The following is a 26,054-nucleotide window of genomic DNA, read 5'->3' on the forward strand; positions in this document are numbered from 1 at the left end:
CGCTGCCTACCACCGGCGCCTACCACCGGCGGCAGCCCCGATCGCCAGATGACTCGGCTACGGCCTCCATCACCCAATGAGACACCGCCGCCAACCGACGACCACTCGGCAACGTTCAGCTCAACGACGCTCCCATCTGGCAACCGTCACCACCAGCCGCCGTCATCGTCAGTGGGCGCGGGGCAGAGGGCCTCAGTAACGACCACCTCCACGACCGCTCCGACTCGCGTTGCACCCATCCGCGAGAACCACATCGACCCCGAGCACGCCGCACCCGATGCCGATCCGATGCCGCACTCGACGTCCCACCGCCAAGGGATGCACAGCCGCACCCGATGCGCTGACCAGTAAGAACTTCCACAGACCGGAGACGCGCCGCCATCTCCCTCGCGAGTCGATTTGACGTGTCGTGGATCGCGACCTAATGTTTCTCTTCGCCCCGGGAGTGAGCCGGACGCCGGTCAGGCGGACGGGCCCCAGGGCAAGCCCCTTGATACAACGAGCCACCTGGCGGAGCCGCTTAGGCGTGTTCCAGCATGGGCGTTGTCCGGGCGTGCCGACACCACCGAAAATTCGGTTGATTCGACATGGCCCGGGTGACACGGTAAGTTACGAGGGTTGCCCCGGAGCCGGGGCGCACAATCTTGGAAGGTCAACCGGCCTCAGATCAAGTCGCAGGATTTGACTCGAAGCCAGCGGATCTGCTAAGATTGCGGAAGACGAGATAGCGCCTTCAAGGTTAGGATCACTGAAAAGGATCCAAACCGAGTTGTACGCGTCCGTTTCTTGAGAACTCAACAGTGTGTTAAAAGCCAGTGCATGATTTTCATGCAACACCTCGTCAAGTGATTGTTTGCTTGATGGATTTTTGTTGGGATTGTTTCCAGACATTGTTTGGAGAGTTTGATCCTGGCTCAGGACGAACGCTGGCGGCGTGCTTAACACATGCAAGTCGAGCGGAAAGGCCCTTCGGGGTACTCGAGCGGCGAACGGGTGAGTAACACGTGAGCAACCTGCCCCTGACTCTGGGATAAGCCCGGGAAACTGGGTCTAATACCGGATATGACCGCCCCTGGCATCGGGTGGTGGTGGAAAGTTTTTCGGTTGGGGATGGGCTCGCGGCCTATCAGCTTGTTGGTGGGGTAGTGGCCTACCAAGGCGACGACGGGTAGCCGGCCTGAGAGGGCGACCGGCCACACTGGGACTGAGACACGGCCCAGACTCCTACGGGAGGCAGCAGTGGGGAATATTGCGCAATGGGCGGAAGCCTGACGCAGCGACGCCGCGTGGGGGATGACGGCCTTCGGGTTGTAAACCTCTTTCAGCAGGGACGAAGTTGACGTGTACCTGCAGAAGAAGCGCCGGCTAACTACGTGCCAGCAGCCGCGGTAATACGTAGGGCGCAAGCGTTGTCCGGAATTATTGGGCGTAAAGAGCTCGTAGGTGGCTGGTCGCGTCTGCCGTGAAAGCCCGCAGCTTAACTGCGGGTCTGCGGTGGATACGGGCCGGCTAGAGGTAGGTAGGGGCAAGTGGAATTCCTGGTGTAGCGGTGAAATGCGCAGATATCAGGAGGAACACCGGTGGCGAAGGCGGCTTGCTGGGCCTTACCTGACGCTGAGGAGCGAAAGCGTGGGGAGCGAACAGGATTAGATACCCTGGTAGTCCACGCTGTAAACGTTGGGCGCTAGGTGTGGGACCCTTCCACGGGTTCCGTGCCGGAGCTAACGCATTAAGCGCCCCGCCTGGGGAGTACGGCCGCAAGGCTAAAACTCAAAGGAATTGACGGGGGCCCGCACAAGCGGCGGAGCATGTTGCTTAATTCGACGCAACGCGAAGAACCTTACCAAGGTTTGACATCACCCGGACAGGTCTAGAGATAGATCCTTCTTCGGACTGGGTGACAGGTGGTGCATGGCTGTCGTCAGCTCGTGTCGTGAGATGTTGGGTTAAGTCCCGCAACGAGCGCAACCCTTGCTCCATGTTGCCAGCAACACCGTTTTGGTGGTTGGGGACTCATGGGGGACTGCCGGGGTCAACTCGGAGGAAGGTGGGGATGACGTCAAGTCATCATGCCCCTTATGTCTTGGGCTGCAAACATGCTACAATGGCCGGTACAGAGGGTTGCGATGCCGTGAGGCGGAGCGAATCCCTAAAAGCCGGTCTCAGTTCGGATTGGGGTCTGCAACTCGACCCCATGAAGTCGGAGTCGCTAGTAATCGCAGATCAGCAACGCTGCGGTGAATACGTTCCCGGGCCTTGTACACACCGCCCGTCACGTCACGAAAGTCGGCAACACCCGAAGCCCGTGGCCCAACCAGCTTGCTGGGGGGAGCGGTCGAAGGTGGGGCTGGCGATTGGGACGAAGTCGTAACAAGGTAGCCGTACCGGAAGGTGCGGCTGGATCACCTCCTTTCTAAGGAGCACTCTCACCCGTCACCACCGAACGTGTGGTGGGGTGACAGCTCACTAGTGGAGCACTGGCTACTCAGCTTGGCCGGATGGCCGGCGTTCTGGTACCGCCACTGGAGACAGTGGAGTGGGAACGGGCGTGTCGGGGATCCGGGCTGGTTGGACACACTGTTGGGTCCTGAGGAAACGGGCAGCCTTTAGGGTTTGCTTGTTTGACCTCGGTACAGGGCCGGTGAACATCTCGCGGGTTGTGGGGTGGGAGCCGGTTGCTGTTTGTTGTTTGAGATTTGCATAGTGGACGCGAGCATCTTTGTGGCCAAGTTTTTTAGGGCACACGGTGGATGCCTTGGCATCAGGAGCCGATGAAGGACGTGGGAGGCTGCGTTAAGCCTCGGGGAGTCGCCAACCAGACGTTGATCCGGGGATGTCCGAATGGGGAAACCTAGCACCAGTCATGTGGTGTTGCCTCCGCCTGAATGTATAGGGCGGTTGGTGGTAACGCGGGGAAGTGAAACATCTCAGTACCCGTAGGAAGAGAAAACAAGAGTGATTCCGTGAGTAGTGGTGAGCGAAAGCGGATGAGGCTAAACCGGGCGTGTGTGATAGCCGGCGGGCGTTGCATGTCCGGGGTCGTGGGACCTTCTTACAGTCTCTGCCGGGACTGTGAACAGTGATAAATCGGTGGGGTAGTCGAAGCCTCTGGGAAGGGGCGCCGTAGACCGTGAGAGCCGGGTAGGCGAAACCTTGTCGACTGTTTGAGGGGATCCCAAGTAGCACGGGGCCCGAGAAATCCTGTGTGAATCTGCCAGGACCACCTGGTAAGCCTAAATACTCCCTGATGACCGATAGTGCACGAGTACCGTGAGGGAAAGGTGAAAAGTGCCCCGGTGAGGGGTCGTGAAATAGTACCTGAAACCGTGTGCCTACAAGCCGTAGGAGCTTACATCAGCTTGCTGGTGTGTGATGTGACTGCGTGCCTTTTGAAGAATGAGCCTGCGAGTTATGGTGTGTGGCGAGGTTAACCCGTGTGGGGGAGCCGTAGCGAAAGCGAGTCTGAAGAGGGCGTTTGAGTCGCATGCTGTAGACCCGAAGCGGAGTGATCTACGCATGGGCAGGTTGAAGCTCAGGTAAGACTGGGTGGAGGACCGAACCCACCAGGGTTGAAAACCTGGGGGATGATCTGTGTGTAGGGGTGAAAGGCCAATCAAACTCCGTGATAGCTGGTTCTCCCCGAAATGCATTTAGGTGCAGCGTTGCGTGTTTCTTGCCGGAGGTAGAGCACTGGATGGCTAATGGGCCCGACAAGGTTACTGACGTCAGCCAAACTCCGAATGCCGGTAAGTGAGAGCGTGGCAGTGAGACTGCGGGCGATAAGGTTCGTAGTCGAGAGGGAAACAGCCCAGATCACCGACTAAGGCCCCTAAGCGTGTGCTAAGTGGGAAAGGATGTGGAGTCGCAGAGACAACCAGGAGGTTGGCTTAGAAGCAGCCACCCTTGAAAGAGTGCGTAATAGCTCACTGGTCAAGTGATTCCGCGCCGACAATGTAGCGGGGCTCAAGTACACCGCCGAAGTCGTGGCATTGACTCCCATGTGGAGTTGATGGGTAGGGGAGCGTCGTGCAGCCGGCGAAGCAGCAGAGTGATCTAGTTGTGGAGGCTGTGCGAGTGAGAATGCAGGCATGAGTAGCGAATCGAGGGTGAGAAACCCTCGCGCCGGATGACCAAGGGTTCCTGGGCCAGGCTAATCCGCCCAGGGTAAGTCGGGACCTAAGGCGAGGCCGACAGGCGTAGTCGATGGACAACGGGTTGATATTCCCGTACCCGCTTCAATGCGCCCATATTGAACCTCGTGATGCTAAGAGTCCTTAGCTCGGGTTGTCCTTCGGGATGGCCGTCAGAGTGAACGCTCGATCCGATCGGGTAGTAGGTAAGCGATGGGGTGACGCAGGAAGGTAGTCCAGCCCAGGCGATGGTTGTCCTGGGGTAAGCATGTAGCCCGTGTTGTAGGCAAATCCGCAACACTTGAGGGTGAGATGTGATGCCGAGCCGATTGTGGTGAAGTGGATGATCCTATGCTGCCGAGAAAAGCCTCTAGTGAGTGTTGTGGCGGCCCGTACCCTAAACCGACTCAGGTGGTCAGGTAGAGAATACTAAGGCGATCGGGTGAACTGTGGTTAAGGAACTCGGCAAATTGCCCCCGTAACTTCGGGAGAAGGGGGGCCTCTGCTGGTGATGGGTTTTGCATCCTGAGCTGGTGGGGGCCGCAGTGGCCAGGGGGAAGCGACTGTTTACTAAAAACACAGGTCCGTGCGAAGTCGTAAGACGATGTATACGGACTGACGCCTGCCCGGTGCCGGAACGTTAAGGGGACCGCTTAGTTCAGCTTCGGCTGGGCGAAGGTGAGAACTTAAGCGCCGGTAAACGGCGGTGGTAACTATAACCATCCTAAGGTAGCGAAATTCCTTGTCGGGTAAGTTCCGACCTGCACGAATGGCGTAACGACTTCCCCGCTGTCTCAACCGCAGACCCGGCGAAATTGCACTACGAGTAAAGATGCTCGTTACGCGCAGCAGGACGGAAAGACCCCGGGACCTTCACTACAGCTTGACATTGGCGTTTGGAGCGTCTTGTGTAGGATAGGTGGGAGACTGGGAAGCTCGGACGCTAGTTCGGGTGGAGTCATTGGTGAAATACCACTCTGGTCGTTTTGAACGTCTAACTCTGGTCCGTGATCCGGATCGGGGACAGTGTCTGGTGGGTAGTTTAACTGGGGCGGTTGCCTCCTAAAGAGTAACGGAGGCGCCCAAAGGTTCCCTCAGCCTGGTTGGCAATCAGGTGTTGAGTGTAAGTGCACAAGGGAGCTTGACTGTGAGACTGACGGGTCGAGCAGGAGCGAAAGCTGGGACTAGTGATCCGGCATCGGCGTGTGGAAGCGGTGTCGCTCAACGGCTAAAAGGTACCCCGGGGATAACAGGCTGATCTTCCCCAAGAGTCCATATCGACGGGATGGTTTGGCACCTCGATGTCGGCTCGTCGCATCCTGGGGCTGGAGTAGGTCCCAAGGGTTGGGCTGTTCGCCCATTAAAGCGGTACGCGAGCTGGGTTTAGAACGTCGCGAGACAGTTCGGTCCCTATCCGCTGCGCGCGCAGGAGACTTGAAAGGAGCTGTCCCTAGTACGAGAGGACCGGGACGGACGAACCTCTGGTGTGCCAGTTGTACCGCCAGGTGCACGGCTGGTTGGCTACGTTCGGAAGGGATAACCGCTGAAAGCATCTAAGCGGGAAGCTCGCCTTGAGATGAGGTCTCCCACCTGTAACAGGGGTAAGGCTCCCGGTAGACGACCGGGTTGATAGGCCGGAGGTGGAAGCACGGTAACGTGTGGAGCTGACCGGTACTAATAGGCCGAGGACTTGACCACAAAGCAACTCTTCTTTGCTCTGTGGGGTGTGTGCTGCGTTCTGTTCTCTTCGCCGGGTCCAGAGCTGCGCCGCACTCGATGGGTTTGGAGTGTGTTGCTCGCGTCCACTAAGCAATTCTGAGGCAGCAAACAGCGTGTGTTGTTTGTGTGTTTCAGAGGGTTACGGCGGTTATGGCGGGAAGGAAACACCCGGTTACATTCCGAACCCGGAAGTTAAGCTTCTCTGCGCCGATGGTACTGCACTCGGGAGGGTGTGGGAGAGTAGGTCACCGCCGGACAATCTTTCTCGAGGAGGGTTCCGACGCTTCACAGCGTCGGGGCCCTCTTCTTGCATGTCCGGACCCTTTCTTGGCCTCCTCCATCTGAGTCACAAGGAGGACGCGCCCACGTTCTCCGACATGGCTTGTCGGGACCTCATAGGCGGCGACCCTGATCCCAGCCGGCTCCTGTGACCTGATCACCGGCACCAGCGGCAGGGCCAGGCGAGCGCGACGACGAGTCGCAGCATCTCTTTCGCCACACCAGCGGTCAAGTGATCATTATCACGAGCCCTATCAGCGCATCTGTCCCGCACTGACGCTACACGCATAGGTCACCTGAACTTCCTGTACCTGCCCCTTCACTATCGGCAGGCGGATCTGCCCCGACATCCCCCGAGGGGACGGCCCTTCCCAGACCGTCCCCTCGGGGCAGCCCTTGAGGAGATCCGCACCCAGACCCTTCCCTGGAGACGGCCCAAGCCAGGCCCTCCCCTTGGAACAGCCCCGCCTAGACGCTCCTGGGGCGGCTGTGTCGAGGGGCTTGGGGAATCGACGGCCGGCCAAGCGGCCGCGAACGGCGTCAGACGACCTATCAAGCCGCAGCTACGCCGAGCTCCTCATGCGTGGGTGCCGGCCATGATGAAAAGCCGGATGTCGACGTACATATCCCTGATGCTGGCGTTGACCGTTCCATATGGGTGGGTTTCCCGACCGTCATACGGCGAGTGGCAGATGTCGGCGGGATTGCTCGGGGAGTGAGTGGAATCGGAGGCAGGGCTCGGCTATTGCGTGCTGGCGAGGTGCATGGGAGCGCGGTCGTGCTTGTCCGGGTTTGGGCATTGTCGATATCCCGGTTGGACAGGCTCGTGGACGTTCCACGGCTTGCTAGGCTGGAGGCACACCGGGCCACCCCCACGGGTGGCCTTCGTCGCGTAAGGCCCAGGGTGGGCGGCGACCAGCCACGGTGGACCGTCGTTGAGAGTCCGCTGGGTGAGCCAACGAAATGGACCAGAAGTGAACAGAGATAACGGACCGGACGGCGGACAGCGCGGGGGCGGCGAGCACGAGGACAAGCGCTCGGGCGGAGGCGACAGGAGCGGCGGCTACGGCTCCCGCGGGCGAGACTCCGGCGGGGACCGTCCGTTCCGTTCCGGCGAAGGGTCGCGATCCTACAACCGCGGCGACAGAGGGCCCCGGCGGGACGACTCCAGGGACGACCGCCCGGGACGCCGTGACGGCGACGAGCGCCGTACGTACCGCGATCGGGATGATCGCGGGCCGCGCCGCGAAGGCGGTTATCAGGACCGGGGTCCGCGCCGTGAGGGCGGTTACCGCGACAACCGCGCCCCCCGGCGCGACGGTGATGACCGCGGACCTCGCGGTGACGATCGCCGTACCTATCGGGACAGGGATGATCGTGGTCCTCGTCGTGAGGGTGGCTACGGTGATCGGCGTGAGGGTGGTTACGGTCCTCGTCGTGAAGGCGGTGGCTTCCAGGATCGTGGACCCCGTCGTGAGGGGGGTTACCAGGATCGCGGGCCGCGTCGTGAGGGCGGGTTCCGTGATGATCGCGGGCCTCGTGGTGCCGGCGGTGGGCGTGACGATCGCGGACCGCGGCGCGAGGGTGGGTTCCGTGACAGCGGTCCCCGTCGTGAGGGCGGCGGCTTCCAGGATCGTGGACCTCGCCGTGAGGGTGGCTTCCAGGACCGCGGACCTCGCCGTGAAGGTGGCTTCCGCGACGATCGCGGGCCGCGCCGAGAAGGCGGCTACCGTGACGACCGTGGGGACCGGGGCTCACGCGGCGAAGGCGGCGGTTATGGCGCCCGTCGTGAGGGTGGGTTCCAGGATCGCGGACCCCGTCGCGAGGGCGGCGGTTACCAGGACCGTGGGCCGCGCCGCGAAGACGACGGACGTCGTACCTATCGGGACAGGGATGATCGTGGTCCTCGTCGTGAGGGTGGCTACGGTGATCGGCGTGAGGGTGGTTACGGTCCTCGTCGTGAAGGCGGTGGCTTCCAGGATCGTGGACCCCGTCGTGAGGGGGGTTACCAGGATCGCGGGCCGCGTCGTGAGGGCGGGTTCCGTGATGATCGCGGGCCTCGTGGTGCCGGCGGTGGGCGTGACGATCGCGGACCGCGGCGCGAGGGTGGGTTCCGTGACAGCGGTCCCCGTCGTGAGGGCGGCGGCTTCCAGGATCGTGGACCTCGCCGTGAGGGTGGCTTCCAGGACCGCGGACCTCGCCGTGAAGGTGGCTTCCGCGACGATCGCGGGCCGCGCCGAGAAGGCGGGTACGGCGGACGTCGTGAGGGTGGCTACTCCGACCGGCGGGAGGGTGGCTACCGCGACCGGCGCGAAGGCGGTTTCGGCGGTGACCGGGACAGGGACCAGCGGGACTCCAGGCCGTTCTCGCGGGATGACCGTGATGAGCGTTCCGGTACGCGGGCCCGGTACGGCCGCCCGGACAGGGAGGGCGAGGCCGCTCCGCAGCGCGAGAAGCTGCCCGAGATGGCTCCCGACATCACCGTCGACGAGCTCGACAAGGAAGTCCTCGAGGAACTGCGTTCCCTCCCCGGCGACCTGGCCGACCTCGTCGGCCGGCACCTGGTCGCCGCCGAGCGCGCGCTCGAAGAGGATGATCCCGATCAGGCACACGAGCACACCAAGGTGGCGCGCAGGTTCGCGGCTCGCATCGGCGTCGTACGGGAGGCCGCCGGCATCGTCGCCTACCGGGCCGGACACTTCTCGGAGGCGCTGAGCGACCTGCGGGCGGCCAGGCGGATGACGGGTTCGGAGGCGTACCTGGCGGTCATGGCCGACTGCGAGCGCGGTCTCGGTCGTCCCGAGCGGGCCATCGACCTCGTACGTTCGCCCGAGGCCGAGCGTCTCGACCGAGACGGGCGCATCGAGCTGACCATCGTCGAGTCCGGCGCCCGCCGGGACCTCGGCCAGCACGATGCCGCCGTGATCACCCTGCAGCGCCTTCCCGAGCTGCGCGACCCGCAGCCCAAGCCGTGGTCGGCGCGGCTGGCCTTCGCGTACGCGGACGCGCTGGCCGACGCCGGGCACGAGGAGGCGGCCACCGAGTGGTTCGGCCGCGCGATGGCGTTCGACGAGGACGGCGAGACGGACGCGGCCGAGCGGTACGCGGAGCTGACCGGGGCCGTCATCGAGGACGTCGAGGAGGACTACGACGAGGAGGCCGGGCTGGACGGCGCGGCCGACGACTCGGACGACCTCGACGAGGACTTCGACGGAGACGACGTCTCTGAGGTCTCGGCTGAGGTGGACGAGGACGAGGACGAAAACGACGACGAGGACGGTGTCGATGACGCCGCTGCTCTCGCCGAGGCCGGCGACCTTCTGGCGTCTGGTGACGTTCTGGACGAAGCGCCGGAACGGGACGATTCCGTCGCCGTACCGGCGGTCGAGGACTCCGCGTCCGAGGCCGAGCCGGTCGAGTCTCAGACCCCGGCGGTCGAGGACCAGGCCGGTGTCGTGCAGGGTGGATCCACCGTTGCTGAGGTCGGTGCCGACGCACAGCAGGTTGACGTAGAGCCTGAGGCGGCGCAAACCGTACCTGACGACTCCGCGGAGCCCGTTGACCAGGGGCCGGAGGCTGACCCTGCTCGCGGTCAGGAGCCCGAGGTTGACACGGCTCGACAGGACAAGGCGGAGAAGGCGTCGGAGCCGACCGAGCCGCCGGGGATCACGCCGGCGTTCATCGAGCCGAACTTCGGCGACGTGCTCGACGACTCCAACGAGGCGTCCACGGACAAGCCCAAGAACGACTGACTCATACTCCACACCGCCTCCTCTGGATTTGCCGGGGGAGGCGGTGTTGTGTGAGCCATGGGAAATCGTCCATCCGGCTCTGCTCGGTGGTGGATCGCCGGGGCGGAACCAATTCGTGGGCTGCGGATTCGTCCGATGAAACAGAGACCCCGGGTCGCCGTGCGGTGTGGCTCCTGCCCGCCCGTGGCAGAGATGCGGTGTGGGAGCTCGAAGCGACCGCGCGTTCGAGATGACGAACTGGGCGACCTTGATGCTCGCCTCGGCTGACGTCGCCGGTGGGCCGAGCACTGCACGGGTGGCCTCAACCGCGTAGGCGCGAACGACCGCATCGGCCGACAATCGCACAGACACGCGCGACCGAACGGGCGCGCACGACCACGGGCCTAAAGCCAGACGCGCCCAGCAACCGTACGAGCCATCACCATCGCCGTGGGGGTGTCCGCGCGCCTCGGAGCTTTCAGTGCCGAAAGGACTTTGACAGGGCAGCCTGGTCCAGGGCCATCGCGTCGTTTCTCCCCTGCGTGTTACTTGGCGGTATCACACAGAGACTCACGCGATGCCCCCCTTCGTTGAAGGCGCCGCACCGATGAGGGCCGGTTCTACACCACTCGACGGGACGTGACCTCACGCCTTCCGACGGGACGTGACCTTAGGCGTCACCAACCGCTTGGAATCGTGACTCAGACGGAGGCGTCGAACTATGACGGCAGCTTGACGCATTCGGCTTACTGGGGTGGCTATCGGCCGGGGTGGCGTGACGGCGATGGCAGGCGAGGCAGTCGAACGGCGGCGGCGGCCGTGGTGCGAGGGCAGGCCGGATGACCGACGCCGCAGTGGGCGCGTGGCTGCTGGCCGGATCTGCGGAGATGACGAGATCGCGACGGCATGCGGATGCGATCGAAATGCGGCGACAGCCTTGGCGACGACGGCCCGACACGACAGCTTTCACGGCGGTGGCATGGAATGCCAATGGGCGTGACCGAATCGCGACGGCACACTGACCCGACGAAGCCTGCGGCAGCGGCGCCGACCATGACGGCAGGCTGCTGGCACGACCCGAGGCCCCCAGCGGTGGCATGGCCGTCAGCCGGGGCCAAAGGATCCGCATCCGCTGTTGCGGCGCGATGGAATTACTACGGTGGTGATGTCGTCGGGCGTTCGCGTGCGCCTTAGCCCTCGCGTTCTGGAAGTGGGCTCATGGTGAGGTGCGGTCGAGCCAGTGCAAGATCCCCGCGACGTTCGACGCGGCGCCGTTCAACAGCTCGAACTGCTCCGCCGTGGCCTCATCGGCGGTCAGCGCGCTGTAGCGTTCCTTGGTGCGGTCCCTGACCATGGCGACGGCGTGGTCCAGGTCCATTCCCTCCGACCGGGCCTGCTGCGTGAGATCCACCCAGACCCGGAGCTCTTCCGCAGACCGTTCAAGCGTCTCCTGGACCGCCTCGACCGGCCCGTAGTGGCTGAACAGTAACCTCTGCGGCCCAAGTGCTTCGAACAGGGCGATCGAGTCGAGCGCGGTCTTCAGGTCGAAGTCCGGCGGAGGGGTCGCGGGGCGCAGGTCTCCGGTTTCGGGCAGATAGACGCCGGCCGCGTCCCCGACGTACAGGTCGCCGGTGGCGGAGTCGACGAGGCCGACGTGGTGCTTGGCGTGGCCGGGGGAGTAGTGGCTGCTCAGCGTGCGCCCGTTGCCCAGGTCGATGGCGCCGGTGTCGCCGAGGGCGAGGATGCGTTCGGCTTCGGTGGGGGCCAGCTCGCCGAAGAGGGTGTCGAGCTTGTCGCCCCAGACCATGCGGGCGCTGGCCATGAGCCGGGACGGCTCGGCGAGGTGGCGTGCGCCCTTCTCGTGTACGACGACCTGCGCGGACGGGAAGAACCTGGCCATGTCGCCCACTCCGCCGGCGTGGTCGAGGTGGATGTGGGTCACGACGACGGTGGCCAGGTCGTCGGGCCCGACGCCCAGTGAGGCGATCGCGTCGCGCACCACGGGGGCCGAGGTCGAGGTGCCCGTCTCCACCAGGCACGGCCGGTCGCTCAGGATGAGGTAGCCCGCCGTGATGCCCGCATATCCGGCCATTCTGGTGTCGATCTCATAGACGTCGCCGCCAAGCGCGGTGATGTTGTCCACAGGCACTCCTGATCGTCCAGCCGTTATCCCCAGAACGGCGTTCGGGCCGATCCGGCGTCCCCCTCATCGTAGAGAGTGATCCTCACCAGAGCACCGATAGGAGGACGACCGTGGATCGAAACGAAGTCTTGCTGGTGGGGAGACTGTCAGCGCCGGTCGAGGATCACCCGTTGCCGAGCGGCGACACCGTGTCGAAGTGGCGCATCATCGTGCGCCGCCGACGTCACAGACGCGGCGCCGCCCTCACGGACAGCGTTCCGTGCGTCACGTTCAACCCGGAGACCGCCGCCGTGGTCCGCGCACTCAAACCCCGCGACTACATCGAGGTGACGGGGTCGTTCCGGTGCCGCGTCTTCGGCCCGTCGGCCGCCAAGATCTGGCGGTACGAGGTGGAGGTGAGCTCCGCCAGACCCTACGAGGCGGAGCTGACAGAGCCCGCCGATCCGGTCGGCGACGGCGGCGTGGGCAGTCTCGCCGTCCTGATCCCCCGGCAGGTCCCCTACCTGGCGCCTGCCGTCTGACCGGAGGGAGCCCACAGCGCGGGCCGGCAGAGCATGCACTTCGTCGTCGGCCCGGCCCTCAGTCGATCGCGAATGTGCGCAGGACCAGGCCGGTTCTCGGTTTGGGGCCGAAGGAGGTGGACTTGCGGGGCACGCGTTCGCCGCCGGCGGCCACCGCCAGCACGTCCTCGATCGCGAGGGGCCTGAGGATCACCGCGGTTCCGCCCGTGCGTACGGCGAGCCGGGCCGCGGCATCGGTGTCGTGGTGGACGATGCGCACGGTCCGGTCGTCGTCGCGCATGCCCCACACCACGGGCAGGACGAACTCGGTGAGGATGGAGGTGTTGAGCGAGTTCCACCGGTCGGAGTGATCGGGCGGCATGGCGCGGGCCAGCCGCACCGGATCCGGATCGGTGAGCAGCCGCGAGCCTCCCTCGCCGGCCAGCAGGAAGGCGGGCTCCGGCACGCTGTCCAGCGCGGCCAGGCCGCTCGCCAGGTCGTCGTAGTACCGCACCTGCCAGAAGCTCCGCGCCCGCTCGGTGGCCTCGCTGAGGGGGAGGCCCGGGATCACGCGGTGGATGGCCTTGAGGTCGGGCGGGTACGCCGCGCTGTCCACGAGCAGCGCCAGCCCGAAGTCCCACGGCCCAGCCCGTCCCGCGCCGGGACTGCCCGCGTTGGTTTGGGCTTGGCCGGGTTCGTCTGTGCTGGCGTGGGCCTTGCTGGGGTCGCCTGCGGGGGTGCGGGCTTCGCCGGTGTTGTCAGGGTCGGTAGGGGTTTGGCTGAGGTTGCCTGCGTTGGTGTCGGCCTTGCTGGATTCGCCTGCGCTGTTATGGCCCTCGCCGGGGCTGCTGGTGTCGGGGCGGCTTGTGCTGGGCGTGCTGCTGCCGGGCTCGCGGGCGGCGGCGTGTTCCTGGCGTTGCAGGACGCGGTACGTGGCGTAGCGGTGGTGGCCGTCGGCGATCAGGGCCTGGCGGTGGTGGAGGTCGGCGTTGATCGCGGCGATCTCCGCCGGGTCCGTGATGGCCCAGAGGCGGTGGGTCAGGCCGTCTTCGGTATGGGCGGTCACCAGCGGGCGTCGCTTGGCGGCCACCTCGTCCACCAGGGCGGTGGCGGTGCCGCTGCCGCCCTCGTACAGCAGGAAGATGGGCTCGAGGTTGGCCTGGGTGGTGCTCATGAGGGCGAGGCGGTCCGCGACGGGGCCTGGCATCACGTCCTCGTGCGGCAGGATGATGCGCTGCGCAGGGTCGGCCAGGCCGACGTCTCCGATCAGGCCTCGCTGGAGGACACTGGGGCCGCTCTGCTCGTAGACGTACAGTGCCGGCACCTTGTCCGGGACGAGCATGCCTTCCGCCAGCCACGCCTTGAGCGTTCTCCCGGCCTCGGCGTAACGGGTTTCGACCGGTACCTCGCCGGTTGGAGATGACGCGTCCGGCCGGAAGTGGGGTGGGGCTCCGGGTTCTGTGAGCTGGTGGGTGGCTGGTGTGTCGTCGGTGGTCGGTGAGGTTGTCGGGGTCGGTGGGGTCGGTGGGATCGTGTCCGTTGTGTTGTGGGGCGGCGTGCTGGGCGCCGGGGGGTTGTCGGCAGTGGGTGAGTGGTCGGTGGTGGGGGAGGTTTCGGCAGGGTGGTGAGCGGGTGGGGCGGGCGGTTCCGAGGCGTGGTGGGCCGTGGACGAGGAGTCGCTGGGAGTGGAGCAGGGAAGGATGAGGCGTACGACGTTGTTCGGGTGAGAGTCCAGGAGGGCCTCGACGTCGGCGTCGGAGATCAGGTCGTACGGCGGGGAGGTCACCTTGGCGGGATCTTCGACAGCGAAACGCACGCCCCGGAAGGGCCGTAGCACCAGGCCGTCCGGCACCGGCAGTTCAGGAGTCCCCATACCGGGCATGCTGCCATAAGTGCTCAAACCTTCCGGAAGTCGCCCCATGGTCGCAGTCGTGCCCGTTCCGCGTCAGGGCGGAGCGGGGGAAGCCGTACAGCGATGAAGGAGTCCCCACACATGGCTCACGAGGGAAACGTTCATGATGAGAACCCAGGCGCCCCCTTGGGTGGTGTTTATGACTGGTATCAGCGTGGCGTCCGCTTGCTGAAAGAGGGGAGCCCGGCGGCCGCCGCGGCGCTGCTCGAACGGGCCGCCGCCGCGGAGCCCGAATCGCGCAGCATCCTTGAGGCGCTGGCCCGGGCGCAGTTCAACTCCCGGCAGTATGCCGAGGCGGCGGCCAGCTTCCGGCAGATCGTGGATGCGAACCCGGCCGAGGATTACGCCTATTTCGGCCTTGGGCTGGCGTTGTGGCGGACGGGGGATGTGGAAGGGGCGCAGGAACCGCTGGCGATCGCGGTGGCCATGCGGCCGGATGAGCGGCATTATGTGTCGGCGTTGAAGAGCGTGCGGGCGACGTTGCGCGCACGACGGGAGATGTGATCGCCGGGCCGGTCACCTGCCCGCCATAAGTCCTCAACGCTTTTGTGGGTCGGATTTGTGAGTTGGGTTACGGCCTCCTTTTCGTCCGTACCTCTCCTCGCCTTCAGGCTGTTTCTTCGGCTGGGCTGTTGTTTCGTTCGGGCGCCCTTGTCGTTCGGGGTGTTCTCTGGTCCGACTGCTCTTTCGATCGGGCTCGTCTGTTGCGGCCGGGTCGGCGAATTCGTTCAGGATGGATCTGCCGGCCGGTTGATGGCTTTCCGCGGGTGTGGTGTCAGGCGGTGTGGCGGTCGGCGTTGGCGGTTATGGCGGCTTGGTAGTAGGCGGCCAGGCCGGGGGCTGTGGCGTCGATGGAGGCGGTGAAGCGGGGGTCGCTGACGTACATGTCGCCGAGCCCGCGGTGGATCTCGTACGTGCACTCGTAGCACCAGCGGGTGATGTGGGCCCGATGCTCCTCCGCCAGGTTCATGGCGGTCTCGCCGTCCGCCGGTTCGCCCGAGCGCATCGCGTCCGCCATCCGCGAACTGATGTCGCTCGCTTCCGCCATGAAGCGCTGCCAATCCTGCTTCGTGTACGCCGACGAGCGCCGCATGGCGTCCGTCCAGGACTGGGTGCCGCCCCAGCGCTGCTCGGCCTCGGCCGCGTGGTCGTCGGGGTCGAAGCCGCCGAACAGCTCGGCGCGCTCCTGCGGGGTCAGGTCGAGTGGTGCGGACATGGTCGTCCCTTTCTCAGGTGAATGTGGGGAGGACGCTAAAGTCTCACGCAGCGTGAGAGTCAAACGGGAAGAGGCCCTGTGCTGATCGACGGCTATGACACCCTGCTGCTCGACCTCGACGGCGTGGTCTATCTCGGCAGCCACGCGGTGCCCGGGGCGCCGGAGGCGTTGGAGGAGGCTCAGCGGCGCGGCGCCCGGCTGGCGTACGTGACCAACAACGCCTCCCGTACCCCGTCCGCCATCGCCGCGCACCTGCGTGAGCTGGGCGCGCCCGCCGAGGCCGGTGACGTGGTGACCTCGGCGCAGGCCGCCGCCCGGCTGATCGCCGAGCGGGTTCCGCCCGGGGCGAACGTGCTCGTGGTCGGCGGCTCGGGACTGCGCCTGGCCGTGCGCGATCAAGGGCTGCGGCCCGTCTCGACGGCCGCCGAGTCGCCGGCCGCCGTGGTGCAGGGGATCGCCCCGGGCCTGTCGTACGGGCTGCTGTCGGAAGGCGCGCTCGCGGTGCGGCACGGGGCGCTGTTCGTGGCGTCGAACGGCGACAGCACGATGCCGACCCAGCGCGGCGAGCTGCCGGGGAACGGCGCGATGGTACGAGTGATCGCCGCCTCCACCGGCGTCGAACCCGTCTACGCGGGCAAGCCGGAGCCGCCGCTGCACCGGGAGTCGATGATCCGTACGGGGGCGCGCAGGCCGCTCGTCGTCGGGGACCGGCTCGACACCGACATCGAAGGGGCGACCAACGCCGGGGTGGAGAGCCTGCTGGTCCTGACCGGGGTCGCCACGCCCGCCGATGCGCTGACGGCTGAACCCAGGCACCGGCCCACGTACGTGGGAGAGGATCTGGGGGCGTTGCTGCGGCCGTATCCCGAGGTGCGCGACGGCGCCTGCGGAGGATGGCGGGCCCGGTGGCGGGACGGGGCGCTGTTCCTGGAGGGCGAGGGCAGCCGGATCGACGGGCTGAGGGCCGCCTGCGACGCCGCCTGGGCGGCGGCCGGTGCTGGGCGGGCGGAGGAGGATGCGGTCAAACCGGTGCTGGACCGCATCGGCTGAGGGATCTGGTGTGGCTGGCCTGTGCGATCGGCTGGGGCCATTGCCTGTGCGCCCGGCCGGTGGCGGCACTCTGCGCGGTCCTCTGGTGCAAGGGCCTGCGTAGCCTGGTGGTCCTGTCCGGCTGAAGGTGGGGTGGGGGTCAGAGGAGTCTGCGGAGGCGTAGGAGGTCGCCGAAGCTGGCGTCGATCTTCACGCGGCCCCCGAGTAGCGCGCGGGCCAGGTCCAGTTCGCCGTCGACCAGGGCGATCAGATCGTCGCTCACGATCGTGAGCTTGACGTCGGCGCTCTTGCCGTCCGCGGGTGGTTGCTCGGTGAACGGGTCCAGCCCCCCGTGGTGCAGCCGCCCGTAGAAGATCACGTCGATGTCGGACACCCGGCAGCTGACCGTGCGCTCGACCACGTGCTTGGCCCGGTCCGCCTCGTCGATCTCGTCGAACTGGGCCACGAGCTTGGTCAGTGCCGCCCGGCAGTCCTCGACGCTTGCCATGATGCGTGTCCTTTCTTCCCTTTGCGGACGGTAGCGTTCCACATCACTAGCACCCCCGTATGGGCTTCAACGTGTGACACGCCTGCCAAGGTCCCGGCAGCTCCCGGAAGGCGTTACGGTCGAGTCATGAGTGAGCTGCCGGAGGAGACCGGCGACGAGCGGGTCGACGCCATCGTGGCGCGCCTCGGCGGGCTGGGCGAGCTGCCCGTGAACGAGCACGTCGCGCTCTTCGACGAGGCGTTCTCAGGGCTTGAGAGTACGCTCGCCGCAGTGGATGAGCCGACGGCCGGCCAGGGGCAGCTCTCGCCGGACGGTGGACGGCCCCTGCCGAGCGGGCCGACGCCAGGTGGATCGATGCCAGGCGGTCCGACGTCAGGCGGGCTGGTGCAGGGCGGGCGGATGCCGGGTGAGCAGCACTCGCCGAGCGAGCGGCCGCGGCCCGGTGGATGGTTGCCGGGTGAGCGGGCCGTGGGACGCCCGTGAGCCGCAGGATCCGGCTCGACAGCGAGCTCGTACGCCGCGGCATGGCCAGATCGCGCGAACAGGCCGTCCAGCTCATCGAGGCCGGCCGGGTCAGCGTCGGCGGCCAGCGGGCCCAGAAGGCCGCCACCCAGGTCGACACCGCCTCCGCCATCGTCGTAACGACTTCCGACGACGACGGCCCCGACTACGTTTCGCGCGGAGCGCACAAGCTGCTCGGCGCGCTGGACACGTTCGAGAATCTGAAGGTGGAGGGCCGCCGCTGCCTCGACGCGGGCGCCTCCACCGGCGGGTTCACCGACGTGCTGCTGCGCCGCGGCGCCGCCCACGTGCTGGCGGTGGACGTCGGCTACGGGCAGCTGGCCTGGTCGTTGCGCAACGACGAGCGGGTGACCGTCATGGAGCGGGTCAACGTGCGCGACCTCACCCCCGAGATGGTCGGCGAGGAGCCGCCCACGCTGGTGGTGGGCGATCTGTCGTTCATCTCGCTGCGGCTCGTGCTGCCCGCGCTGGCGGCGGTGGCCGCGCCCAGGGCGGATTTCGTGATGCTGGTGAAACCCCAGTTCGAAGTGGGCAAGGATCTGGTCGGGGCAGGCGGGGTCGTGCGCGATCCCGGGCTGCGGGCGCGTTCGGTCGGCGACGCCGCGGCCAAGGCGACGGAGCTGGGGCTGAGTGTGCGCGGCGTGACCGCGAGCCCGCTGCCAGGACCGTCAGGAAATGTGGAATATCTGCTCTGGCTGGGCAAGGGGGAAGGCGAGCCTCAGGTCGCCGACCTCGACGCCGAGATCGAGCGGGCCGTCGCGGAAGGGCCGCAATGAATCGGACCGTGCTGGTCGCCGTGCACACCGGGCGCGGCGCCGCCATCGACAGCGCCCGGTTGGTGATCAACCGGCTGGTCGACGCGGGCATCAACGTCAAGGTGCTGGACGCCGAGGCCGGTGAGATCGGCTGCGGCGGGGCCGAGGCGGTCCCTGCGGACCCGGGCGCGGCCAAGGACGCCGAGGTCATGATCGTGCTCGGTGGCGACGGGTCGCTGCTGCGCGCCGCCGAGCTGGCCAGGCCCGCCGGCACGCCGCTGCTGGGCGTCAACCTCGGCCATGTCGGGTTCCTGGCCGAGGCCGAGGTCGCCGACCTCGCCGCGGCCGTCGACAGCGTCGTGGCCGGCCGGTACGACGTCGAGGAGCGGATGACCATCGATGTTCTCGCCCGGCAGAACGGCCGCGTGCTGGCCGACACCTGGGCGCTCAACGAGGTCACCGTCGAGAAGCAGGAACGCATGCTGGAGGTCGTCGCGGAGATCGACGGACGGCCGCTGTCCAGGTGGGGCTGCGACGGGGTGATCTGCGCCACTCCGACGGGTTCGACCGCCTATGCTTTCTCCGCCGGCGGCCCCGTCGTCTGGCCGGAGGTCGAGGCGCTGCTCATGGTGCCCATCAGCGCGCACGCGCTGTTCGCCAAGCCGCTGGTGGTCTCCCCGCGCTCGACGCTGGCCGTCGAGATCCTGCCCGACACCCCTGGCGGCGTCCTGTGGTGCGACGGGCGCCGCAGGTTCGAGCTGCCGTCCGGGACGCGAATCGAGGTCCGCAGGGGCGCCGAGCCCGTACGGCTGGCGCGGCTGCACGGGGTGGAGAGCACCGGCGCGCCGTTCACCGACAGGCTGGTCGCCAAGTTCGAGCTTCCTGTCCAGGGGTGGCGCGGAAGGGTTCGCCCCTGAGTGAATGGCCTGAGTGAATGGAAGGCGGAGCGCGTAGGATCACGTGGGCATGATGAAACGCCTCCGGCGGCGTCGGACACGGCAGTGAACGGGAGTGGGCAGTGCGACCAAGGGTCGAGGAGGTCCGCATCCAGGGGCTCGGCGTCATCGACGAGGCCGTGCTCGAGCTTTCGCCTGGCTTCAACGTGGTCACCGGTGAGACGGGTGCGGGCAAGACGATGGTCGTCACCGGGCTCGGGCTGCTGTTCGGCGGCCGGGCCGACCCGTCGCGCGTGCGGCCGGGAGCCGATCGGGCCTCGGTGGAGGGCACGCTCGTCATCGAGCCGGGCGGGCGCGTCGCCCAGCAGGTCGAGGACATCGGCGGCGCGGCCGAGGACGGCGAGCTGATCATCTCCCGCACCGTCTCGGCCGAGGGCAGGTCCAGGGCCTGGCTCGGCGGGCGCACGGTGCCCGTGGGCACGCTCACCTACCTGGCCGACGACCTGGTCGCCGTGCACGGGCAGATGGACCAGCAGCGGCTGCTGCAGCCGGCCAGGCAGCGGGCGGCGCTCGACCGTTACGCCGGCGACGAGCTGGTCAAGCCGCTGCGGGCCTACTCGCAGGCGTACAAACGGCACAAGAAGGTGGGCGCGCAGCTCGAAGAGCTGACCACCAGGGCCAGGGAGCGGGCGCAGGAGGCCGACCTGCTGCGCTTCGGCCTCGACGAGGTCGAGAAGGTCGATCCCAAGCCGGGCGAGGACGTCGAGCTGCGCGGCGAGGAGGAGCGGCTCTCGCACGCCGACGCGCTGCGCAGCGCCGCGACCACCGCCCACACGGCGCTGCTCGGCGACCCGATGGAGGCCGCGGGCGGCCCGCACGACGTGATCTCGCTGCTGGGCGAGGCCAGGGCGGCCGTGGAGGCCGTGCGTGACTTCGACACCCAGCTCGCGGGGGTGGCCGACCGGCTGGCCGAGGCGGGCTACCTGATCTCCGACGTGGCCACCGACCTGGCGGCGTACGCGGAGTCGATCGAGGCCGATCCGGCCCGCCTGGCCGCCGTCCAGGAACGCCGGTCGGTGCTGTCGAGCCTGATCCGCAAATACGCCGAGGACAGCGCGGGAGTGCTGGCGTGGGCGCAGCAGTCGGCCGCGCGCCTGGCCGAGCTGGAGGGCGACGACGAGCGCATCGGCGAGCTGACGCGCGAATACGAGGAGCTCACCACCCGGCTCACCGACCTGGCCGACGAGCTCACCGCCGTGCGTGAGGCCGCCGCCGAGCGGTTCGGCCAGGCCGTGACCGACGAGCTGACCGCGCTGGCCATGCCGCACGCCAGGGTCGTGGTCCAGCTGACCCAGAGCGCGGAGTTCGGTCCCGAGGGCCGGGACGAGGTGGAGCTGCGGATGGCCGCCCATCCGGCCGCGCCGCCGCTGCCGCTCAACAAGGGCGCCTCGGGCGGTGAGCTGAGCCGGGTGATGCTCGCCATCGAGGTGGTCTTCGCCGGTGCCGATCCGGTGCCGACCTTCGTGTTCGACGAGGTCGACGCGGGCGTCGGCGGCAAGGCCGCGGTCGAGATCGGGCGCCGGCTGGCCCGGCTCGCCCGCACCGCGCAGGTGATCGTCGTCACGCACCTGCCGCAGGTCGCGGCCTTCGCCGACCAGCATCTCGTGGTCGAGAAGGCGAGCGACGGCAGCGTCGTGCGCAGCGGCGTCGTCACGCTCAACCACGAGGGCCGGGTACGCGAGCTGTCCCGGATGCTGGCCGGTCTGGAGGACTCCGAGCTCGGCCGGGCGCACGCGGAAGAACTCCTCGGGCTGGCGGCGGCCGACAGGTGATCCTGGGTGACATAGCGGACACGCCGCGTCATGCGTGGCCCCCGCGCTGTTTCCCTCTGGCAGGATGGTCTTGATGAAGGTTCCGGGAAGCAGGATGCCGGGCCTCCGCGGGAGGAAGGTCGGAGACCTTCCCGGTGTAACGGCAGTGGCGAGAATCGACCGGCGGACCAAGAGGCTGACAAAACGCCTCCAGCCCGGGGAAGTAGCGATTATCGACCACGTTGACGTTGACCGGGTCAGCGCGGAGGCTCTCGTCGCATGCGGTGCTTCGGCCGTGGTCAACGTGGCCAGCGGCATCAGCGGGCGCTATCCCAACCTGGGGCCTCAGATTCTGCTCGACGCGGGGGTGCCGTTCGTCGACAACGCCAACCAGGAGTTGTTCGAACGGGTCAAGGACGGTGATGTCGTACGGGTCTGCGACGGCGTCGTCTACCTCGACGACGACGTGGTCGGCAAGGGCGAGGCGCAGACCCCTGAGGCCGTCGAGGCGGCCATGGCCGAGGCGCGGGCCGGCCTGGCCGTGCAGATCGAGGCCTTCGCCGTCAACACGATGGAATACGTCCGCGGTGAGGGCAAGCTGCTCATCGACGGTGTGGGCGTGCCCGAGATCCGCACGCCCATGGAGGGCAGGCACGCCCTCATCGTGGTGCGCGGATATCACTACAAGGAAGACATCGCCACCCTGCGCCCCTACATCCGCGAATACCGCCCGGTCCTCGTCGGGGTCGACGGCGGGGCCGACGCGCTGCTGGAGGCCGGCTACCTGCCCGACGTGATCGTCGGCGACTTCGACTCGGTCTCCACCAAGGCGCTGACCTGCGGCGCCGAGCTCGTCGTGCACGCCTACCGCGACGGCAGGGCGCCCGGCCTTGAGCGGGTGCACCAGCTCGGCAGGGAAGCGGTCATCTTCCCCGCCACCGGCACCAGCGAGGACATCGCGATGCTGCTGGCCGACGACAAGGGCGCCGAGCTGATCGTCGCGGTCGGCACCCACGGCACCCTGGAGGAGTTCCTCGACAAGGGCCGCTCCGGCATGGCCAGCACCTTCCTCACCCGGCTGATCATCGGCAGCAAGCTCATCGACGCCAAGGGCGTCAGCAGGCTCTACCGCAGCCGCATCACCACGTCCCAGCTGCTCCTGCTCGTGATCACGGCGCTGATCACCATGGGGGTCGCGCTCTTCCTGTCGCCGCTCGGCCAGACCTGGCTCAACGGCCTGCAGGACGTCTGGAACGCATTCATCTTCTGGTTGGTCGGACTCTTCTCGTGATCGATTTTCGCTACCACCTCGTCTCCATCGTCGCGATCTTCCTGGCCCTCGCGGTCGGGATCGTGCTCGGCACCACGCTGCTGCAGGAGCCGGCGGTCAAGTCGGCCCAGGAGCTGACGGCCCAGCTCACCAAGACGAAGGAGGAGCTGCGGGCCCAGATCGACACGCTGCAGGGCCGCGAGGCGGGCAACGACAGCTTCATCACCTCCGTGACGCCCGACCTGGTCTCGGGAGACCTGGCCGGTCAGCGGGTGCTGCTGATCGAGACGCCGGGCTCCGGCAGCGCCGCGCGCGAGTCCGTGCAGCAGGTGCTCGACCAGGCCGGGGCGGAGATCTCCGGCCGGGTCACGCTGACCGAGAAGTTCCTCGACCCCAAGGGCAGAGGCGTGCTCGACGGCCTGGTCAACCAGCTCAAGCCGGTCAACATGGTCTTCCCGGCCACCACCACCAGCTGGGACCGGGCCGCCACGCTGCTGGCCTCCGCCCTGGTCACGACCGACCAGACGCAGAGCGGCACCCCCAACACCGCCGCCGCCGACGTCGTCAGCACGTTCGAGACCGGCGGCCTGCTCAGCACCGAGGGCGAGGTGACCAAGCGGGCCACGCTCGCGGTGATGTTCGCGCCGGAGAAGGTGTACGAAGGGGAGAGCGCCGAGACCCAGGCGGGCGCGCTCGTCTCCGTCGCCGACGGCTTCGACGTCGGCGGCATGGGCACGGTGCTGACCGGGATGGCCGCCACCACGGCCCTGCCCGGCGACGCGATCAGCGCCGTACGCGACGAGGGCGAGGTCTCCAAGCGCGTGTCCACGGTCGACACCGTCGACATGCCCCTCGGGCGCGTCGTGATCGTCTATTCTCTCCGCGAACAGCTGGCCGGGCGCGCCGGCCAGTACGGCGTGGGCAAGGGGGCCTCGGCCGCCATGCCCGTGGAGACGTCCGCCACTCCGTCCCCCACCGCAACGTCAGGGAGCTGACATGCCAGCCAGCCGGGCCCGTGGCCTGCTGTACGCCCTCGCCGGTGCCGCGATCGGCGCCGCCGCGGCGCGGGCCGCCTACGCGGCGTTCACCCGCAACCGGCCCGCCGACCTGAGCGGCCGCTGGACCAGGAAGAACCACCGCGGCGAGCCCATCACGCTGCTCGAAGGCCCCGCGTTCGTGGCCGGCTCCAGCGCCGCCGCCGCGCTCGCGCCCGGCCTGACCCCGCGCGTACGCGCCGCCGCGCTGCTGGCCGGAGCCGGCAGCGGCGCACTCGGCGCCTACGACGACCTCTACGGCACCACCTCCTCCAAGGGCTTCAAGGGCCACCTCAGCGCGCTGGGCCGCGGCGAGGTCACCAGCGGAGCCGTAAAGATCCTCGGCATCGGCGCCACCGGCCTCGGCGCCGCCGCCCTCGTCTCGCAGGGCCCCGCCGACACCCTGGTCAACGGCGCCACCATCGCCGGCACCGCGAACCTGGCCAACCTCTTCGACCTGCGCCCCGGCCGCGCCATCAAGGTGGCGCTGCTGACCGGCGGCCCGCTGCTGGCCGCCTCGCTCCTGCGCGGCTCGCCCGCCGCGGCGGCGCTGGCCGCCGTGCCGCTGGGCGCCGCCGCCGCGCTGCTGCCCGACGACCTCGGCGAGCGCGCGATGCTCGGCGACGCCGGCGCCAACGCCCTGGGCGCGCTGCTCGGGCTCGCCGCCGTCACCCAGCTCGGCCGGCCCGGCCGCTACGTCCTGCTGGGCACGGTCGTGGCGCTGACCGCGGCCGCGGAGAAGATCAGCTTCACCAAGGTCATCGCGGGCAACCCGGTGCTCCACCGCATCGACATGCTCGGCCGCCGCCCGGCCGACGCCGTGTGACCCGGTCGGCGCGATCGTCGGTCCGGCCTGCCAGGATGTCTGCGTACGCGTGATCGGCGGCGGGGCCATCGGCGGCGGGGCTGAGGAGGCCGGGTGGGCATGGTGACGGCGCGGGGCGTCGCGGGCGGGGCGATGCTCATCGGAGCCATCACGGTGCTGGCGCGCGTCGTGGGCTTCGCCAAGCAGTACGCCTTCGCCAGGACCGTCGGCACCAACTGCCTGTCCACCGCCTACATGACGGCCAACCAGATCCCCAACATCGTCTTCGAGGTGGTCGTCGGCGGCGCGCTGGCCGGGATGGTCGTCCCCGTGCTGGCCGGCGACCTGTCGCGCGAGCGGGCCGGGCGGATCGGCTCGGCGCTGCTCACCTGGGTGATCGTCGTGCTCGTCCCGCTGAGCGCGCTCATGGCGCTGCTGGCCGGGCCGGTCATCGGGCTCTTCGTCGGCGCCGCGGTGGACGGCTGCCAGGACACCTCGGCCGTGGCCGCCGTGGCCGCCCGGATGCTGGTCGTCTTCGCCCCCCAGATCCCGCTGTACGGCGTGGCCGCCGTCCTCTACGGCGTGCTGCAGTCGCACAAGCGCTTCGCCGGGCCCGCCGTCGCGCCCCTGGTCTCCAGCATCGTGGTCATCGTCGCCTACCTGCTGTTCGTGCCGCTCAGCGGCGGCGTGGCCGATCCGGCGACGCTGCCCGAGCCGGCCGAGCTGGCGCTGTCAGTGGGCACCAGCCTTGGGGTGCTGGCGCTGGTGCTGACCGTGCTCGGGCCCGTGGCGCGGCTCGGGCTGCGCTGGCGGCCCACCTTACGGTTCCCCGACGGCGTGGCCGGGCGGGTGCGCAGGCTCGCCCTGGCGGGCATCGCCGCGCTGCTCGCCCAGCAGGCGGCCATGATCGTGGTGCTGGTGCTGTCGAACAAGGCGATCGGCAACGGCGCCATCGCCGTCTACAACTACGCGTGGGCGATCTACCTGGTGCCGTACGCCGTGCTGGCCGTGCCCATCGCCACCAGCGCGTTCCCCCGGCTGTCCGCGCAGGCGGGCGATCCGGCGGCCTTCGCGGCGCTCTCGGCCCGCACGACCAGGGCCGTGGTGCTGGTGTCCGGCTTGGCCGCCGGAGTGCTGGCCGCCGCGTCCGGCCCCGGGGCGATGGTCTTCCTGGTGGACAAGAGCGACGTGCCTCCCGCCGAGCTGGCGGCGGCGATCGCGCTGTTCGCGCCGGGACTGGTGGGATACGGGCTCATCGCCCATCTCAGCCGGGTGCTCTACGCGGCCGGCCACGGGCGGGCGGCCGCCACCGGCACCGTGGCCGGGTGGTGCGTGGTCATGGTGGCCCAGGTCGGATTCGTGCTCGTGCTACCCGAGGAGTGGGAGATCGGCGGGATGGCGCTCGGCATGAGCGTCGGCATGACCGTGGGCGGGGCGTCGCTGCTCGCCTCCGTGGTCCGGGCGCGGGGGCGCGCGGCCGCGGCCGGGCTGGGCAGGGCCGTGGGGGCGGCGCTGGCCGGTGGGGTGCTGGGGTGGCTCGCCGGGGCCGGCGTGGTGGGGTGGCTCGGGGCGAGCGGCCTGTGGCCGAACGTGGCCGCCGCCGCCCTGGCCGCCGTCGTGGCGCTGGGCGTCGGCGCCGCGGTCGTGGCGGTGGTGGACCGGGCGGACGCTGACGCGGTGGTCGGCATGCTGCGGCGGGGCGGTCCGGGCTGAGCATGGGACGTTGCCGCAGGGGCCGGCTGAGCACGGTGATCCGGGCAGGGGCGTGCGCTGTGGGTGCGCTGCGGATCGGGG

17 protein-coding genes and 3 rRNA genes are annotated in these 26,054 nt (G+C 68.0%); 16 read left to right on the plus strand and 4 right to left on the minus strand.

Annotation, left to right across the window (positions count from 1 at the left end):
* Window positions 1-891: 891 nt before the first annotated feature.
* The 5 genes from OIE67_RS12160 (at window position 892) to OIE67_RS12180 (ending at window position 9,880) form a co-directional block, all read left to right on the plus strand.
* Window positions 892-2,413 (plus strand): 16S ribosomal RNA (locus OIE67_RS12160).
* 310 nt (window positions 2,414-2,723) lie between these two features.
* Window positions 2,724-5,828: ribosomal RNA gene (locus tag OIE67_RS12165) — 23S ribosomal RNA — on the plus strand.
* Between the two features lie 161 nt (window positions 5,829-5,989).
* A 5S ribosomal RNA gene (gene rrf / locus OIE67_RS12170) occupies window positions 5,990-6,106 on the plus strand.
* Together the 16S, 23S and 5S rRNA genes form the textbook arrangement of a ribosomal RNA operon.
* 1,249 nt (window positions 6,107-7,355) lie before the next feature.
* Window positions 7,356-8,843 (plus strand): hypothetical protein, encoded by a 1,488-nt coding sequence (locus tag OIE67_RS12175; RefSeq protein WP_326639586.1) that lies wholly within the window; start codon window positions 7,356-7,358, stop codon window positions 8,841-8,843.
* Entirely contained in the window at window positions 8,753-9,880 is a 1,128-nt protein-coding gene (locus OIE67_RS12180) for a hypothetical protein (protein WP_326639588.1), read from the plus strand. Before OIE67_RS12175 ends, OIE67_RS12180 begins: the two co-directional genes overlap by 91 nt.
* A 1,195-nt stretch (window positions 9,881-11,075) precedes the next feature.
* Here OIE67_RS12180 and OIE67_RS12185 read toward each other — a convergent pair.
* Window positions 11,076-12,002, minus strand: coding sequence for an MBL fold metallo-hydrolase (locus tag OIE67_RS12185; RefSeq protein ID WP_326639589.1), 927 nt, complete (start codon window positions 12,000-12,002; stop codon window positions 11,076-11,078).
* Window positions 12,003-12,112: 110 nt separating this feature from the next.
* Here OIE67_RS12185 and OIE67_RS12190 point away from each other — a divergent pair, with 110 nt between their 5' ends.
* The gene (locus tag OIE67_RS12190; protein WP_181308631.1) at window positions 12,113-12,523 is read left to right on the plus strand and encodes a single-stranded DNA-binding protein; all 411 of its coding nucleotides are present in this window, start codon (window positions 12,113-12,115) and stop codon (window positions 12,521-12,523) included.
* Between the two features lie 58 nt (window positions 12,524-12,581).
* Here OIE67_RS12190 and OIE67_RS12195 read toward each other — a convergent pair whose 3' ends face one another.
* Window positions 12,582-14,375, minus strand: a complete 1,794-nt coding sequence (locus OIE67_RS12195) for a DUF1015 domain-containing protein (protein WP_326639594.1) — start codon at window positions 14,373-14,375, stop codon at window positions 12,582-12,584.
* A gap of 120 nt (window positions 14,376-14,495) precedes the next feature.
* On the opposite strand from OIE67_RS12195, the gene OIE67_RS12200 reads away from it, so the two are divergent.
* Window positions 14,496-14,918, plus strand: coding sequence for a tetratricopeptide repeat protein (locus OIE67_RS12200; protein ID WP_106251562.1), 423 nt, complete (start codon window positions 14,496-14,498; stop codon window positions 14,916-14,918).
* A 271-nt stretch (window positions 14,919-15,189) separates the two neighbouring features.
* Here the strand turns inward: OIE67_RS12200 and OIE67_RS12205 are convergent, their stop codons facing one another.
* Complete coding sequence (locus tag OIE67_RS12205; protein ID WP_326639597.1) at window positions 15,190-15,630, minus strand: TipAS antibiotic-recognition domain-containing protein; 441 nt, start codon at window positions 15,628-15,630, stop codon at window positions 15,190-15,192.
* 78 nt (window positions 15,631-15,708) lie between these two features.
* On the opposite strand from OIE67_RS12205, the gene OIE67_RS12210 reads away from it, so the two are divergent.
* Window positions 15,709-16,680, plus strand: coding sequence for an HAD-IIA family hydrolase (locus OIE67_RS12210; RefSeq protein WP_326639600.1), 972 nt, complete (start codon window positions 15,709-15,711; stop codon window positions 16,678-16,680).
* Between the two features lie 139 nt (window positions 16,681-16,819).
* Here OIE67_RS12210 and OIE67_RS12215 read toward each other — a convergent pair whose 3' ends face one another.
* Window positions 16,820-17,167, minus strand: a complete 348-nt coding sequence (locus OIE67_RS12215; protein WP_326639602.1) for an SCP2 sterol-binding domain-containing protein — start codon at window positions 17,165-17,167, stop codon at window positions 16,820-16,822.
* Window positions 17,168-17,293: 126 nt separating this feature from the next.
* Between OIE67_RS12215 and OIE67_RS12220 the strand changes: the two genes are divergently transcribed.
* The 8 genes from OIE67_RS12220 (at window position 17,294) to murJ (ending at window position 25,973) form a co-directional block, all read left to right on the plus strand.
* On the plus strand, window positions 17,294-17,650 hold the full coding sequence (locus OIE67_RS12220) for a hypothetical protein (RefSeq protein WP_326639604.1): 357 nt from the start codon (window positions 17,294-17,296) through the stop codon (window positions 17,648-17,650).
* Window positions 17,647-18,465, plus strand: coding sequence for a TlyA family RNA methyltransferase (locus OIE67_RS12225; protein ID WP_326639606.1), 819 nt, complete (start codon window positions 17,647-17,649; stop codon window positions 18,463-18,465). The genes OIE67_RS12220 and OIE67_RS12225 overlap by 4 nt, the downstream gene beginning before the upstream one ends.
* A complete protein-coding gene (locus OIE67_RS12230) occupies window positions 18,462-19,361 on the plus strand; it encodes an NAD kinase (RefSeq protein WP_326639608.1) in 900 nt (299 codons plus the stop codon). The genes OIE67_RS12225 and OIE67_RS12230 overlap by 4 nt, the downstream gene beginning before the upstream one ends.
* Before the next feature lie 101 nt (window positions 19,362-19,462).
* Complete coding sequence (gene recN / locus OIE67_RS12235; protein ID WP_326639610.1) at window positions 19,463-21,172, plus strand: DNA repair protein RecN; 1,710 nt, start codon at window positions 19,463-19,465, stop codon at window positions 21,170-21,172.
* 73 nt (window positions 21,173-21,245) lie between these two features.
* Window positions 21,246-22,442: a putative cytokinetic ring protein SteA gene (steA, locus tag OIE67_RS12240; RefSeq protein ID WP_326639611.1), complete on the plus strand. Its 1,197-nt coding sequence runs from the start codon at window positions 21,246-21,248 to the stop codon at window positions 22,440-22,442.
* Window positions 22,439-23,416 carry a copper transporter gene (locus OIE67_RS12245; protein WP_106251546.1) on the plus strand — a complete coding sequence of 326 codons (978 nt, stop codon included), beginning with the start codon at window positions 22,439-22,441 and terminating at the stop codon, window positions 23,414-23,416. Before steA ends, OIE67_RS12245 begins: the two co-directional genes overlap by 4 nt.
* A gap of 1 nt (window position 23,417) precedes the next feature.
* Window positions 23,418-24,281: a hypothetical protein gene (locus OIE67_RS12250; protein ID WP_326639615.1), complete on the plus strand. Its 864-nt coding sequence runs from the start codon at window positions 23,418-23,420 to the stop codon at window positions 24,279-24,281.
* 99 nt (window positions 24,282-24,380) lie between these two features.
* A complete protein-coding gene (murJ, locus tag OIE67_RS12255; protein ID WP_326645325.1) occupies window positions 24,381-25,973 on the plus strand; it encodes a murein biosynthesis integral membrane protein MurJ in 1,593 nt (530 codons plus the stop codon).
* Window positions 25,974-26,054: the final 81 nt, after the last annotated feature.

The sequence above is a fragment of the Nonomuraea fuscirosea genome (assembly GCF_035917475.1).
Lineage (GTDB): Bacteria > Actinomycetota > Actinomycetes > Streptosporangiales > Streptosporangiaceae > Nonomuraea > Nonomuraea fuscirosea.

Excerpts from the sequence above, each read along its gene's own strand:
- OIE67_RS12200 (WP_106251562.1), top strand. The coding sequence starts at position 14,496 with ATGGCTCACGAGGGAAACGTTCATGATGAGAACCCAGGCGCCCCCTTG.
- OIE67_RS12250 (WP_326639615.1), top strand. The coding sequence starts at position 23,418 with ATGCCAGCCAGCCGGGCCCGTGGCCTGCTGTACGCCCTCGCCGGTGCC.
- steA (WP_326639611.1), top strand. The coding sequence starts at position 21,246 with ATGAAGGTTCCGGGAAGCAGGATGCCGGGCCTCCGCGGGAGGAAGGTC.
- OIE67_RS12205 (WP_326639597.1), bottom strand. The coding sequence starts at position 15,630 with ATGTCCGCACCACTCGACCTGACCCCGCAGGAGCGCGCCGAGCTGTTC.
- OIE67_RS12215 (WP_326639602.1), bottom strand. The coding sequence starts at position 17,167 with ATGGCAAGCGTCGAGGACTGCCGGGCGGCACTGACCAAGCTCGTGGCC.
- murJ (WP_326645325.1), top strand. The coding sequence starts at position 24,381 with ATGGTGACGGCGCGGGGCGTCGCGGGCGGGGCGATGCTCATCGGAGCC.
- OIE67_RS12195 (WP_326639594.1), bottom strand. The coding sequence starts at position 14,375 with ATGGGGACTCCTGAACTGCCGGTGCCGGACGGCCTGGTGCTACGGCCC.
- OIE67_RS12230 (WP_326639608.1), top strand. The coding sequence starts at position 18,462 with ATGAATCGGACCGTGCTGGTCGCCGTGCACACCGGGCGCGGCGCCGCC.
- OIE67_RS12220 (WP_326639604.1), top strand. The coding sequence starts at position 17,294 with ATGAGTGAGCTGCCGGAGGAGACCGGCGACGAGCGGGTCGACGCCATC.
- OIE67_RS12175 (WP_326639586.1), top strand. The coding sequence starts at position 7,356 with ATGATCGCGGGCCGCGCCGCGAAGGCGGTTATCAGGACCGGGGTCCGC.